General features: G+C 70.3%; 12 protein-coding genes. 8 read left to right on the top strand and 4 right to left on the bottom strand.

Going from position 1 to position 12,786, the window contains the following annotated elements; genetic code table 11:
* Positions 1-34 precede the first annotated feature (34 nt).
* From AC3WLZ_RS18405 to AC3WLZ_RS18390, 4 genes are read right to left on the bottom strand one after another with little or no spacing between them, the layout of a single operon-like run.
* Positions 35-877 (bottom strand): FHA domain-containing protein, encoded by an 843-nt coding sequence (locus AC3WLZ_RS18405; protein WP_492471055.1) that lies wholly within the window; start codon positions 875-877, stop codon positions 35-37.
* Entirely contained in the window at positions 877-1,998 is a 1,122-nt protein-coding gene (locus AC3WLZ_RS18400) for a M23 family metallopeptidase (RefSeq protein WP_492471054.1), read from the bottom strand. Before AC3WLZ_RS18400 ends, AC3WLZ_RS18405 begins: the two co-directional genes overlap by 1 nt.
* 4 nt (positions 1,999-2,002) lie before the next feature.
* Positions 2,003-2,509 carry a hypothetical protein gene (locus tag AC3WLZ_RS18395; RefSeq protein WP_492471053.1) on the bottom strand — a complete coding sequence of 169 codons (507 nt, stop codon included), beginning with the start codon at positions 2,507-2,509 and terminating at the stop codon, positions 2,003-2,005.
* A complete protein-coding gene (locus tag AC3WLZ_RS18390) occupies positions 2,506-3,792 on the bottom strand; it encodes a MinD/ParA family ATP-binding protein (protein WP_492471052.1) in 1,287 nt (428 codons plus the stop codon). Before AC3WLZ_RS18390 ends, AC3WLZ_RS18395 begins: the two co-directional genes overlap by 4 nt.
* A gap of 210 nt (positions 3,793-4,002) precedes the next feature.
* On the opposite strand from AC3WLZ_RS18390, the gene AC3WLZ_RS18385 reads away from it, so the two are divergent.
* Genes AC3WLZ_RS18385 through AC3WLZ_RS18350 form a run of 8 tightly spaced genes read left to right on the top strand, consistent with a single transcriptional unit; the run spans position 4,003 to position 12,695 of the window.
* Complete coding sequence (locus AC3WLZ_RS18385) at positions 4,003-4,620, top strand: DUF6668 family protein (protein ID WP_492471051.1); 618 nt, start codon at positions 4,003-4,005, stop codon at positions 4,618-4,620.
* Positions 4,621-4,631: 11 nt separating this feature from the next.
* Positions 4,632-4,922, top strand: a complete 291-nt coding sequence (locus tag AC3WLZ_RS18380) for a TrbC/VirB2 family protein (protein ID WP_179561470.1) — start codon at positions 4,632-4,634, stop codon at positions 4,920-4,922.
* Positions 4,923-4,944: 22 nt separating this feature from the next.
* Entirely contained in the window at positions 4,945-5,664 is a 720-nt protein-coding gene (locus AC3WLZ_RS18375) for a DUF8175 domain-containg protein (protein ID WP_492471050.1), read from the top strand.
* Between the two features lie 2 nt (positions 5,665-5,666).
* Positions 5,667-7,277 (top strand): hypothetical protein, encoded by a 1,611-nt coding sequence (locus AC3WLZ_RS18370; protein ID WP_492471049.1) that lies wholly within the window; start codon positions 5,667-5,669, stop codon positions 7,275-7,277.
* A 15-nt stretch (positions 7,278-7,292) separates the two neighbouring features.
* Positions 7,293-8,813: an SCO6880 family protein gene (locus AC3WLZ_RS18365; RefSeq protein WP_492471048.1), complete on the top strand. Its 1,521-nt coding sequence runs from the start codon at positions 7,293-7,295 to the stop codon at positions 8,811-8,813.
* A complete protein-coding gene (locus AC3WLZ_RS18360; RefSeq protein WP_492471047.1) occupies positions 8,813-10,486 on the top strand; it encodes a putative type IV secretion/conjugal transfer ATPase in 1,674 nt (557 codons plus the stop codon). Before AC3WLZ_RS18365 ends, AC3WLZ_RS18360 begins: the two co-directional genes overlap by 1 nt.
* The gene (locus AC3WLZ_RS18355) at positions 10,483-12,288 is read left to right on the top strand and encodes a type IV secretory system conjugative DNA transfer family protein (protein WP_492471046.1); all 1,806 of its coding nucleotides are present in this window, start codon (positions 10,483-10,485) and stop codon (positions 12,286-12,288) included. Before AC3WLZ_RS18360 ends, AC3WLZ_RS18355 begins: the two co-directional genes overlap by 4 nt.
* Positions 12,285-12,695 (top strand): DUF4913 domain-containing protein, encoded by a 411-nt coding sequence (locus AC3WLZ_RS18350; RefSeq protein ID WP_492471045.1) that lies wholly within the window; start codon positions 12,285-12,287, stop codon positions 12,693-12,695. The genes AC3WLZ_RS18355 and AC3WLZ_RS18350 overlap by 4 nt, the downstream gene beginning before the upstream one ends.
* The last annotated feature ends 91 nt before the right edge of the window (positions 12,696-12,786 follow it).

The following is a 12,786-nucleotide window of genomic DNA, read 5'->3' as shown; positions in this document are numbered from 1 at the left end:
GAGGTGACGCTCTCAGTATCGCGCGGGTTGTCGGTCATCTGGGGGACACCTCCTGGTCATTGTTGACGAGGGAGACGGTGAGGCGGACGTCACCGATCACGGCGATGTCCTGGTCGTGCAGCTGGAGCGGCTGCCACGGCGTGAGCTCCAGCGTCGCCGTGCCGGGTCGTTCGATGGTGGTTCCGTTGGAGGATGCGCGGTCGGTGGCCCACAGGGCGCCGTCGTGCCATTCGATGCGTAGGTGGGTGCGGGAGAGCATCCGGGATTCGTCGTCGACGCTGACGAGCAGGTCGACGTCCTCGCCGTCGTCGGCGGCGGGTCGTCGGCCGATCAGGGCGGCGCCGCTGACGTAGGCGACGTCGCCCGTGCTGAATCGGAGGGTCGCGGTCGGTGCGGCCGGCCGCCGTGGTGTTGGCCGTTGAGCGAGGTTGGTGTGCTCGAGGTCGGGGTCGACGGGTGCCGGCGGTGGCGCGATCGGCTGGGCCGGTCGAGCGGGTGGCCGGTAGACGGCCGGAGCGGGCGTGGTGATCGGCGGAGGGCCGATCGCGCCTGGGCCGAGTGCGGCTGCGGTGGCGGGGACCGTGACGGCCTGCTTCCGCGGCCGGCGGGCCTTCGCGGCGGGCTCGGCCAGGTCCGTGACGGTGCCGTTGGGGTGCACGGCGACGAGCCACTTCCCGTCCGGGTCGGTGATCTGCATGCGCAGCGGCCGGTGCAGCTCGGCCGCGACCGCTGTGGCGTACTCGGTGACCGCGCGGCGCGTGACGTCGCTGGGAGCGGCGTCGAAGTGCTCGTGTCGGCCGGCGACGTTGACGTGGGCGCTGCCGTCCGGCGCGACGTCGACGTACACGACGGGGTAGGCGGGGACCGATGCGCTCATCAGGGCCTCCGGCACGATTCGGGCTGGCAGAGCACCATGCCGAAGGCTTGGTAGAACTCCTCGGGGTTCACGAAGCCGTAGGACGTCGGCGGGCCGCCGAGGTCCTCGCCGGCCTTGAGGCTGGCGATCGCCGGGTCGGTAGTGCCCTCCTTGTTGATGCGCAGGTCGAGGTGGCATCCGCCGGATGGTCCCTCGTTGCCGGTGAGCGCGATCGGTTCGCCGGCGGTCACGGTGTCGCCTACGGCGACAGAGATATCGGAGAGCTTCATGTGCAGGTAGGACGCGCTCCAGCCGTCTGGTGACTTGATCGTGAGCTGGATGCCTCCGATGTAGGTCACGGTGCCGTCGCTGATGGAGTAGATCTGGTCCTTGCAGTTGTTGGGCCAGTGCTGGAGGTCGACCGCGGGGTGCCACGACGAGGCGCCCGGGATGTCGATGACGCGGGGCCCGTAGTCGTCGGTCATGTTGAAGCCGGGTCCGAGCGGGTAGACGATGCTGCCGTCGCCGGTGCATCCGCCGCCGCTGGCGGCGTCGCCGGCGATCGCGGTGACGACCTGGTTGGCGGCGTCGAAGAACTTCTCGTAGTGGTACGGGTCGGCGTTGCGCTGCACCTTGTGGGCGGCGATGGTGGGTTCGAGGGTCTGCCAGTCGGGGAGCGCAGCCAGGCGGGTGAAGAACTGCGTGGCGGCGTAGGTGGGGTCCATGACCTGGTCGCGGGTGCCCCAGCTGCCGAGGCACCACTGCTGCTGGAACAGGCCGAGGGAGCAGGTGGGGGTGCCGTCCGGGTTGGTGACGCCGTTGATGTCGTCGCCGTAGCCGATGTTGCGCAGCGAGCTCTCGCCCATCGCGGTCATCACGCCGATGACCTGCGCCTGCCGGTCGAGGCCGAGGGGAACGGCCGCGTTCATGATGAGCGCGGCGTTGGTGAGCTGTTCGCCGGAGTAGCCGGCCACCGGTTCGGTGGGCACCTTCGCGGGGTCGACGGTTCCGGCGCCGCCGCTGCATGCGGCGGCCGAGCCGCCGGCGGTCATGAACAGGAGCACGAGGGCGAAGATGCTGGCCACGACGACGAGCGGCGTGGCCACGATGAGCACGCCGGCAGTCGACTTTCCTTCTGCCATGCCGCTATCCCTCTGCGGGGCGGATCCGATCGGCCAGCCATGCCGCGTCCGTGCTGGGGCGGCTCAGGCTGACGTTGTACGGGCCGGCGTCGGTGGGTACTTGGACAATCAGCGCGACCTCCGTCGACGCGGGCAGGATCGTCCCTGCGCCGGTGACCTGGCGCACGGGGACCCGGGCGGGGTCGGTGTCCTCATAGGCGGCGGCGCCGGCTTGGGTGAGGTACGGGTAGAGCCCGTTGATCCACTCGTCGTAGCTGAGGTCGGGGCGGGCGAACGCCGCGACGGCCTTCTCGGCGGTATCGATCGCGGCCGCCTGGCTGTCCGTGCCGGCCTCCGGCACGGGGTCGGCGGTGGCGTTGTCGACCGGCGGCGTGGGGTTGGCGGGGTTGGTGGAGGTCACGCTCGGTGAGCTGCTGGGCGTGGCCGTCCCTGGCCCGCCGGCGGTGCCGACGCACCCGGCGAGGGTGAGCGCTGTCAGGAGCGGCACCGCGGCCGCCGCCACGCGCTTCACAGCCCGTCCGCCACGGTCGCGGTCACTTGCAGCCACGCCTCGCGGGTTTCGGCGCTGAGGGCGTCGAAGTTGAGCGTGCCGCCGTCGACGAGGGCGGGATCGTGCGGGACGTCCACAACCGCACGCGTGAGGCTGTTGAAGTGGCTGTGCAGGCGGTCGTGCAGCTGCGGGTCGGCCACCTTGGCCGGGGACGCGAGCACGGTGACGGCCTGGCGGACCTTTGCCTCGTGGCCCTTCTCGGTGAGCCCGTCGACGAGCCAGGCGGCGGATGCCGCGGTGTCCTCGCGGACGGTGGAGACGATGACGAGCTGGTCGGCGGCGGCGACCGCGGCTTCCCAGTTGGAGGCGCGCATGTTGTTGCCGGTATCGACGACGATCACCCGGTAGAACCGGCTGAGTGTCGCGTGCAGCTCGTTGAACGCTGCCGCGTCGATGGTGCTCGAGGCGGCAGCGTCCTCGTCAGATGCGAGCACGTCGAACTGCGTGGACCCTTGCAGGCGCGTGTAGTTGTCGAGGTCCCCGACGCGCGCGTTGCGGACGTCGTTGAAGCGGTCGAGGTCGCGGAGCAGGTCGACCGCGGTGTTCTGATGCCGCGCGGGCTGCGCTCTCCAGCCGAGCGTGCCGCGCGTCTCGTTGTTGTCCCAGGCCAGGGTGGAACCGCCGCGATGGGTGCCGAAGGTCGCGGCGAGCAGGAGGGTGGCGGTGGTCTTGTGGGCGCCGCCCTTCGGATTGATGACGACGACGGTTCGGGGTCCGCGGAGGGACCGCTGTACGCGCTCGATCGCGGATCGGTGGGCCAGCTCGAACTCGCTCGGACGTGGGGAGACGAGGCCGGCGGTGAGGCGGCGCACCACGGCCTGCCAGCCCATCGTGGCGGGCCCGACTGGTGCGGGTGGCCTGGACTGCAGAAAGTCGTCGAGGGTGGGGCGCTTCGCCTCCGCGCGGGTCATCGGCGCTGCCGGCGCCCCTGCGGGCGGCGAGTCGATGACGGGCGAGGCGGGGGCGGAGACGGCGGATGCTTCATCTAATGGGGTGAGAGCTTCCATCCGGCCGTCGGGGTGGACGGCGAACTGCTGTTCGCCCAGCGAGTCGCGCGTCGTGAGCCGGACGGGGCGGTGCAGCTCGATCGCCGTGGCGGTCACGAGAGCGTGGATCTCCTTGCGGACGGCTTGCTCGTCGACGCCTTCGACGGGCGTCATGCGGCCGTCGATGCTGACCGTCCCGCCGGTGGGTGTGTCCACCACGGCCACGATTCGGGGGTACGTCGCCACGGGGTCAGTCATGGTGTGCCTCTCTCGTATGTGTGAGGTGGGCGGTTTCCGCGGTCTCAACGTATCGCGATTCCGGGGGGTTTGAAATGATAATCGACGGTTCTTGAGCGTTCTGGGTAGGATTACGTCGCAGCGGCGTTCCTCCACAGGGGGTCACAAAGCTGACCGGATGACGGAGGCCGAGTTGAGGATGGGTTTAGTCCTATGCAGAGCGGAGCGAGCATGACGAACGCGAATCCCTGGCTCACCGGTCCCGATCGAGCACCGGATCCTGAACCTGAGGCCGCTCTTCCCGCGACGCGCCGGCAGGCTCGTACCGGCCCAGCAACGCCTCAGCCGGGCGTTCCGACACCGGATACGGCGGATCGTCTGCCGCGGTGGTCGCAGGCCTGGCCAGCGACGGTGTGGTGGCTCGGGGTGCACGGCGGTGCCGGCGAGTCGACCCTGGCGTCGCTCGCGGCCGGGAGTCGTCCGGCGCAGCACGGCTGGCCGATGCCTGAGACTCCTGGCACCTCCAGCCGTGTCGCGCTCGTGGCTCGCACGAACTGGTCTGGCCTCACCGCGGCGCAGCGCGCGGCGACTGAGTGGGCCTCGGGTGTGCTGGGCGACGCCGTGCAGCTGGTCGGCCTGGTCCTCATCGTGGATGCGCCTGGTCGGCTGCCGAAGCCGCTGCGTGACCTGCAACAGGTCATCGCAGGCGGGGTTCCTCGGGTGTGGACGGTGCCGTGGGTCGACGCCTGGCGGCTTGGTCCCGTCGACCTTGCTGCCCCGATCCCGAAAGAGCTCCGTGCACTGCTGGCGGATCTGCAACTGTCTCCGAGCGGCCTCGCTCACAACTGAAAGGACGAACCATGTCGCTCCAGCTCCTTGCAGCCGAAGCCGTCAACGTGCTCACCGCACTGCCTGACCCCGATCCGGTCGCCCCTCCTGGATTCGAGGCGGTCGGGACGATCCTCGGCTGGGCGAAGTGGGTAGGTCTTATCGCCGCGATCCTTGCGCTGATCGCTGTGGCGGTCATGTTCATGTTCAACTCTCGCCGCGGCGAGGGCGGCGAGCACGTCAAGACGTTCGTGGCCATCCTCGTCGGCGTCATGGTGATCGGCGCCGCCACAGCTCTCGTCGGATTCATCTCCGGCTCGTAATTCCGCGAGGAGGGACGGACCTATGAGCACCGCTGAGTCGCCAAACCCCTTCCGCAGGCGGGGTTTCGTCGTCGCCGCGATCGTCGTGGGGGCGATCGTTCTCGCTGCGATCATCGTCCTCGTCACGTCCCTCTTGCGTGGGGGCGACAATAACGCGGACCCGACGCCGGCGCCCACCACCTCGTCGTCGGCCGACCCGAGCGCGGCCGATCCGAGTGTGTGCGGCCTGGAGGGCTTCGAGGAGACAAGCTCTCTCACGACGCCGCCGTCGAACGAGTGGGAGCTCGTCGGAACTATGGCCGCCCCGGTCGACGCGGCGTCCGGTCCCGGAGACGTCGACTCTGCCGGCTTCCGCTCCTGTTTCGCCCACACCGCCGAGGGGGCGCTCTTCGCAGCCGTCAACTTCGTGGCCACCGGCACCGACGCTACGCTCGGGCCGCGCCTCGTCGAGCTTGTCGCTCCTGGGCCTGGGCGTGACGTGCTAGAAGGTCAGTCCTCGGACGGAAACACGTCGAATCTGCGGGCTCAGGTCGCGGGTTACAACATCGCGGCCTATTCGGCGGACAACGCCACCGTCGACCTTGCCCTCAACTACTCCAGCGGCCAGCTCGTAAGCGTCCCGCTCAAGCTCGTCTGGGCAGACGGGGACTGGAAGGTCGAAATGACCTCTGCGGGAGAGCTCCCGTTGTCTCCTGCAGAGATCCAAAACCTCGGGGGTTACACGCCCTGGTCCGGAGCTTGAGCATGGCCACACAGCCTGACTGCGAGTGGTGGGACGTCGTGTGCAAGGGCGGCAACGCCATTGGCGATGTCGTGTCGCAGGCGTCGAATGATGCGATTCAAGAGCTGACGAATCGCGTCATGGAGGGCTTCGGTAAGGCGATCGCGAGCATGGGGAGCATGTGGGTCGCGGTGCCCACCCCGATCCTGACCGCGGGTGACGGGTCGACCACGGGCGGCGGTACGCCGCCGGGCAGCGAGGCTTTCACCACGATCCTCAACTACGTCACCTACATCGGCCTGGCGATCGCCGTCTTGTCGCTGATCGCGCTCGGCGCGCTGGTGGCGTTGCGGATGCGGCGCGGCGAGGGCCTGCGCAACCTCGGCGCGCTCGGCGTGGTGTTCATCGCCGTGATGCTGATTTCCGGGGCGTCAGCGCTGGTGGGCGGCATCCTCAGCTCGAGCGCGCCGGGTGGCTCGTCCTCGGCGGTCGGATTCCTCCAGAACTCGTTGTGGTACTACGTCGGCGGCCTGGCTGTGCTGTCCGTGATTGTCGGCGGCATCCGCATGGCGTGGGAGCAGCGCGCGCAGCCGGGCAAGGATCTGATCCAGTCGCTCTTGACGCTGATCGTCGTCTCGGGTGCGGGGCTGGCGATCCTGACCCTCGCTGTCACCGCCGCCGATTCGTTCTCCGTGTGGGTGTTGAACAACTCCACGGACTGCGACGTGTCCGCTGGCGGGGAGTCGCAGTGCTTCGGCACGAACGTGGCCGCGATGATCGCGCTGAGCACGTCGTCGCCCATTGGGCTGATCGGCGTGCTGATCCTCGGCGCGATCGCGTTGCTGATGGTGTTCGTGCAGGTCGCCCTCATGGTGGTCCGCGGCGGCTTGCTGGTGATCCTCGCCGGTGTGCTCCCGCTCGCTGCGAGCTTCACGAACACGCAGATGGGCAAGCAGTGGTTCGGCCGCATCGTCGGTTGGACCCTCGCGTTCATCCTGTACAAGCCTGCCGCGGCACTGATCTACGCGGCCGCGTTCCAGCTCGTCGGGACGGATGCGTTCCAGGACGACGGCGGCGGGCTGTGGTCGATCCTCACCGGCATGGCGCTGATGCTCATGGCCCTCATCGCTCTCCCGGCGCTGCTGCGCTTTGTTGCTCCGATGACGAGCGCCGTGGCGGGCGGGGGCATGTCGGGCATGGCTATGGCCGGCGCCGCGGGAGCGGTCGGTGGTGAGCTGGCTACAGGCGCGATCCGCCGCACGTCCAGCTCCGGCGGCGGTGCGTCCTACGCCGGCGGTGGCGGCGGGTCGACGAGCCCGCCCAGCGGCGCCGGAACGGCGGGCGGCGGCGGGGTCGCGGCCACAGCGAGCCGCGCGGCCCCCGCCGGCGCCGGGGTCGGTGCTGGCGCGGCCGCTGGTGGTGGCGCTGCTGCCGGTGGTGCCGCAGTTGGAGGCGGTGCCGCGGCCGGCGGTGCCGCAGCTGGTGGTGCGGCCGCGGCCGGACCTGCCGCGCCGATTGTGCTGGGCGCGAAGATCGCCGGCGACGTCGCGAAGGGCGCGGCGAACACGGCCAAGGGGGCCGTGCAGTCCGCGACGGATGATTCGGCCGGTGGCGGCCCGAGCGGCTCGCGGTAGGCGGGGAGGTTCCTTATGACGATCACCACGACGACGGAGGCCGCTGAGAACGCGCCTCGCAGCTACGGCAACTGGACGAAACCTAAGACCGCCGGCCTGCTGGGCCTGAGTGCCCTCGGCACGGCGATCTTGTTCGTCGGTGCCGGGTTCGCGGTGCTGGTCACGATGTTTTCGAACATCGTCAACGGCGTCATCACGGGTGTCATCTTTGGCCTGTTCCTCTTGACGGTGGCGGCGAAGGACAAGCACGGGCAGAGCCTGCTGATGCGGGCCACGACGAGGGTGGGATGGATGTTCACGAAAGCGAAGGGCGCAAACCTGTACCGTTCCGGCCCTCTCGGCCGCGCCGAGTGGGGCACGGCGCAGTTGCCGGGCCTGGCTGCGGGGTCCCGCCTGACGGAGTGGCGGGATTCGTACAACCGCCCGTTTGCGCTGGTGCAGGTGCCGGCGACGTCGCACTACACGGTCGTGATTGGCACCGAGCCGGACGGCGCGGCTCTCGTCGACCGGGAGCAGATCGACGCCTGGGTGGCCGAGTGGGGCATGTGGCTGGCGAGCTTGGGCGATGAGCCCGGCATCGAGGCCGTGTCGGTCACGATCGAGACGGCTCCTGACACGGGCACGCGGCTGCGCCGCGAGGTGACCAGCCGCATCGACGAGAACGCACCGGAGTTCGCCAAGCGCCTCTTGGGCGACTTGGTGGACCGCTACCCGGCCGGGTCGGCCACGATCAAGGCGTACGTCGCGATCACGTTCCACGCCGCGGCCCGCTCGGGCGGCCGCAAGCGCACCCCGGACGAGATGGGCCGCGAGCTGGCGTCCCGGCTGCCGGGCATCACGCAGGGTCTCACCGCGACGGGAGCGGGCACCTCGCGGCCGCTGAGCGCTCAACAGCTGTGCGAGGTCATCCGCATCGCTTACGATCCGGCCGCGGCGCGGCTGATCGACGAGGCGAACGCGGCGGGCGAGCCGCCGGAGCTGTACTGGCCGGAGGTGGGTCCGACCGCGCATCAGGCCGGGTGGGACACCTACCGGCACGACTCCGCCGTGTCGGTGACGTGGATGATGAGCGGCGCCCCGCGCGGCAACGTGCCCTCGAGCATCCTGTCGCGGCTGCTGGCTCCGCACCGCGATGTGGCCCGCAAACGGATCACTCTGCTGTACCGGCCGATCGACGCGGCGAAGGCGGCCGCGATCGTCGAGTCGGACGTGCGCGCGGCGAGCTTCAACCTCACCACGTCGAACAAGCCGACCGCCCGGAACATGACCGCCGCCCGCGCCGCTATGGCTACCGCCGCGGAGGAGGCCAGCGGCGCCGGCCTGGTCCAATTCGGCATGCTCGTCACCGCGACGGTGCTCGATGCCTCGCAGGAGGCCGACGCCCGAGCGGCGATCGACAACCTGTCCGCCACGGCGCGGGTCCGGCTGCGGGTCGTGCACGGCTCCCAAGATTCGGCCTTCGCCGCCGCGCTGCCGCTCGGGCTGGTGCTTCCGAAGCATCTGCGGGTGCCGAACGAGGTCAGGGAGCAGCTGTAATGCCGGCGATCGACGAGACCCGCCGGCGCCGCTCCCAGAAGCGCAAGCCCCGCGAGCTTCCGGCCGAGCGGGCTCCTCGGCCGGAGCGGGAGAAGAAGCCGGAGATACGCCGGCCGGGCCCGCGCGGCTGGCTCGGCCGCGGCCGCGGCCGCGGCGAGGCGAACGTCGTCGATCCGGTCGAGGAGTGGCGCGGTACCACGGTGCAGGTGTGCGGGCTGCACCCGTTCTCGGTCGGCACGGGCACGCCGATGATCGGCGTGCCGATGGGGCTCCAGCTGTTCACCGGCGCGACGGTGTGCGCCGACCCGATCAGCTGGTTCCAGGACGCCGACCTCATCTCGAACCCGTCCGTGTTCGTGCTCGGCCTCCCGGGCCTGGGCAAGTCGACCTACACCCGCCGCACCGCGGCGGGCCTGGCGGGGCTGGGCACCCTGCCGCTGGTGCTCGGAGACTTGAAGCCCGACTACGTGGACATGATCCGCGCGCTCGGCGGCCAGGTCATCACCCTCGGCCGCGGCCGCGGGCATCTGAACATCCTCGACCCCGGGGAAGCGTTCGAGGCCGCGGAGCGGCTGCGGAAGGCGGGGAAGGAGAAGGAGCGCGCCCAGGTCCTCGCGGACGCCCACGGGCGCCGGCACACGATGGTGGCGGCGCTGCTGACGATCCTCCGCAAGGAGCCACCCACTGACCGGGAGGAGTCGATCATCGACCGCGCCCTGCGGGTCCTGGACGAACGGCACGACGGTGTGCCGGTGCTCGGGGATCTGCTGCGCGTGATCCAGGACGCACCCCAGGAGGTCCGCGATGTCGCGCTGGACCGTGGGGACGACAACCGCTACAAGGCGATCACCGAGAACCTGGAGGCGTCGCTGATCAGCCTCACTTCCGGCGGCCGCCTCGGGGAGACGTTCGCGCACGCCACGGACGTGCCGATGACGCGGGACCGTCCCGTGGTCTACGACGTCTCCTCGATCGACGATTCCGACACCGACATGCAGGCCGCGATCCTGCTGGCCTGCTGGTCGGCGGGTTTCGGCACCGTGAACGTGGCCAACGCCCTCGCGGATGCCGGGCTGGAGCCGCGCAGGCACTACTTCGTGATCCTCGACGAGCTGTGGCGGGCGCTGCGCGCCGGCCGCGGCATGGTCGACCGGGTGGACGCGTTGACCCGTCTGAACCGGCAGCGCGGCGTGGGCTTGGCGATGATTTCGCACACCATGAGCGACCTTCTCGCCCTCCCCACCGATGAGGACCGGATGAAGGCCCGCGGCTTCGTCGAACGCGCCGGCATGGTCGTGTGCGGTGGGCTGCCGGGCGCGGAGATGCACATGCTCACGAGCGCTGTGCCGCTCTCCCGCGCCGAACAGGAGCTCCTCACCTCCTGGCAGGACCCCGGCACCTGGGACGCGGGCCCCGGGTCGGAGCCGCCGGGCCGCGGGAAGTTCCTCATCAAGGTCGGCGGGCACCCCGGTATCCCCATCAAGGTCGAGCTGGTCGAGGCCGAACGTGCGATCAACGACACCAACAAGCTGTGGCATGCCACCGCGGCGTTCCCTGACCCGGACGAGTCGAACCCGATGATCGGGCTCGACGATGCCGAGCACGCCGCTCACGAGTTCGCGGTGGAGGTCGACGGGGCCGCTCCCGTCGAGGCGGAGGACGGGGCGGCATGAGCGCCACCAACAAGCGCGGCCAGGGCATCGACGGTTCCACGATCGCGATGCTGGTCACGGTCGTCGCGGCATTCGTTCTGCTCGGGAGCGTGTGGGCGGCCGTCGCGCTCGGCTCCCAGCTCGACGGGGTGAACCAGGGGCGCACCGCTGACCCGTTCGAGGTGTTCTTCGGCGTGTTGCGCGGCACGGTGACATGGCCGGCGTCGGCCACGTGGATTCTCGCGGTCCTCGGCGTCGTTATGGTCGTCCTGGCTGTGCTGATCGGGGTGGCGATCGCGCGAGCTCGTCGACGTCGCAGCGTCGTCGACTCCGCCGCCGCCCACATGGGCAAGGGCAAGCAGCTGCGGTCCCTGTCGGCCGCGGGCGCCCGGCAGACCGCGCAGCGGCTCGGCGTGCAAGGCTGGGTCGGTGTGCTCATCGGGATCACCGTGGCCGGCCGTCAGCGGCTCTACGCCTCCCCGGAGGACATGATCACCCTCGTCGCCGGCCCGCGCGTGGGTAAGTCCACGGCGTACGTCATTCCGGCGATCGCTGACGCTCCGGGGGCGGTGCTCACCACGTCGAACAAGCGCGATGTGCTCGACGCGACGAGGGATCTGCGCGCGAGCAAGGGCCGCGTGTGGGCGTTCGATCCGCAGAACATCGCCCTGGAGCCGCCGACCTGGTGGTGGAACCCGCTCTCGTACGTCACCGACGATGTGAAGGCCGCGAAGCTGGCCGCGCACTTCGCGTCCGGTTCCCGCGCCGGCGACAGCCGCGGGGACGCGTACTTCGACAACGCGGGGCAGGATCTTCTCGCCGGCTTCCTGCTGGCGGCCGCGCTCGAGCACCTGCCGATCACCACGGCGTTCACCTGGACTACCGTGCCCGGCGACGACGAGCCGGTGCGCATCCTCCGCCGGCATGGGTACGACCAAATGGCCGACTCCGTGTCGGGGCAGGTCAACGGCGAGTCCCGTCGCCGTGACAGCGTGTACGGCACGGCCGCGCAGATGGCGTCGTGCTTGAAAGTCCGCGCGATCGCGCAGTGGGTCACCCCGCAAGGCAGCGCGGACCCGCGGCCGCAGTTCGACCCGCACGGTTTCGTGCGCGGCACCGACACGCTCTACAGCCTCTCCAAGGAGGGCCGCGGCACGGCTGGACCGTTGGTGACCGCTCTGACGGCGGCCACGGTCGAGGCCGCGGAGGAGTATGCGACCACGCAACCGGGCGGCCGTCTCCAGACTCCGATGCTGGGTGTGCTCGACGAGGCGGCCAACGTGTGCCGTTGGCATGACCTTCCTGACTTGTACAGCCACTACGGCTCCCGCGGGATCGTGCTCATGACCATCCTGCAGTCGTGGTCCCAGGGCGTGCAGGTCTGGGGGCGTGACGGGATGCGGAAGCTGTGGAGCGCGTCGAACGTCGCCGTGTACGGCGGTGGTGTGAAGGAGCCCGAGTTCCTGAACGAGCTGTCGCAGATGATCGGTGATTACGACCGCCGCACCACGTCGACGAGCGTCGGCCGCGGCTCCCGGTCGACGTCGCACGGCATCCAGCGTGAACGGACCCTGGACATTGCCGACCTCGGGGCGCTGCCTCGGGGCCGTGCGGTCGTGTTCGCGTCGGGCGCGCCGGCGACGCTGGTAGAGACGGTGCCGTGGATGAGCGGCCCGCACGCGGCCGCGCTGCGCGCGTCGATCGCCGTGCATGATCCCTCCCAGACGGTCGACGCGCCCGTGGCGCCGACACCGGCGGTGGCGGTGGCCGAGGACGTCTCCGACAAGTGGATCAACACAGCCCGGACGGAGCCGGAGCCGTGAGCGATGCGCTGGACGCCTTCCGCGAGGGCGACGAGCCGGATGCCGCCGTCGACGAGGCTCCTGAGCTGGTCTACGGCTCCGTCGACGAGTTCGTGCGCGAGTACCTGCGGCACATGTACACCCGCCCCGTGGGGGGCGGTAACGCCCGCTACCGGTGGGCGGCCGAATGGTGGCGGTTCCCGGAGGCGGTGGCCCGGATCGAGGGCCTGTGGCGCGCGTGGGAGCATCTGCGGCAGGACCCCGCGACCGGATCGAGCACCTGGTGGGCCGAGCACGCCGATCACCACATGCCGATCCTGCTGAGCCCGGATGGGCCGTTCGCCCGCTGCACGGATTCGTGCGAGCCCGGCGAGCCGCTGCCGTACACAGCACCGCCGACGGGCTGGTTCCCGGACATGCGGGGGTAGATCCCCGCTCTTCTTCTCTCCCCACCCCGTATTCGGCTAATTGTGGCCCCTCGGTGGCGGTGTCAAGGGTGTCCGGTCGGGCATCGTACAG

The organism is Microbacterium sp. FW305-3-2-15-F-LB2 (assembly GCF_058787255.1).
The sequence above is the reverse complement of the archived record's forward strand: the minus strand, read 5'-3'. Positions and strand labels throughout refer to the sequence as shown.

Excerpts from the sequence above, each read along its gene's own strand:
- AC3WLZ_RS18405 (WP_492471055.1), bottom strand. The coding sequence starts at position 877 with ATGAGCGCATCGGTCCCCGCCTACCCCGTCGTGTACGTCGACGTCGCG.
- AC3WLZ_RS18400 (WP_492471054.1), bottom strand. The coding sequence starts at position 1,998 with ATGGCAGAAGGAAAGTCGACTGCCGGCGTGCTCATCGTGGCCACGCCG.
- AC3WLZ_RS18390 (WP_492471052.1), bottom strand. The coding sequence starts at position 3,792 with ATGACTGACCCCGTGGCGACGTACCCCCGAATCGTGGCCGTGGTGGAC.
- AC3WLZ_RS18385 (WP_492471051.1), top strand. The coding sequence starts at position 4,003 with ATGACGAACGCGAATCCCTGGCTCACCGGTCCCGATCGAGCACCGGAT.
- AC3WLZ_RS18380 (WP_179561470.1), top strand. The coding sequence starts at position 4,632 with ATGTCGCTCCAGCTCCTTGCAGCCGAAGCCGTCAACGTGCTCACCGCA.
- AC3WLZ_RS18375 (WP_492471050.1), top strand. The coding sequence starts at position 4,945 with ATGAGCACCGCTGAGTCGCCAAACCCCTTCCGCAGGCGGGGTTTCGTC.
- AC3WLZ_RS18370 (WP_492471049.1), top strand. The coding sequence starts at position 5,667 with ATGGCCACACAGCCTGACTGCGAGTGGTGGGACGTCGTGTGCAAGGGC.
- AC3WLZ_RS18365 (WP_492471048.1), top strand. The coding sequence starts at position 7,293 with ATGACGATCACCACGACGACGGAGGCCGCTGAGAACGCGCCTCGCAGC.
- AC3WLZ_RS18360 (WP_492471047.1), top strand. The coding sequence starts at position 8,813 with ATGCCGGCGATCGACGAGACCCGCCGGCGCCGCTCCCAGAAGCGCAAG.
- AC3WLZ_RS18355 (WP_492471046.1), top strand. The coding sequence starts at position 10,483 with ATGAGCGCCACCAACAAGCGCGGCCAGGGCATCGACGGTTCCACGATC.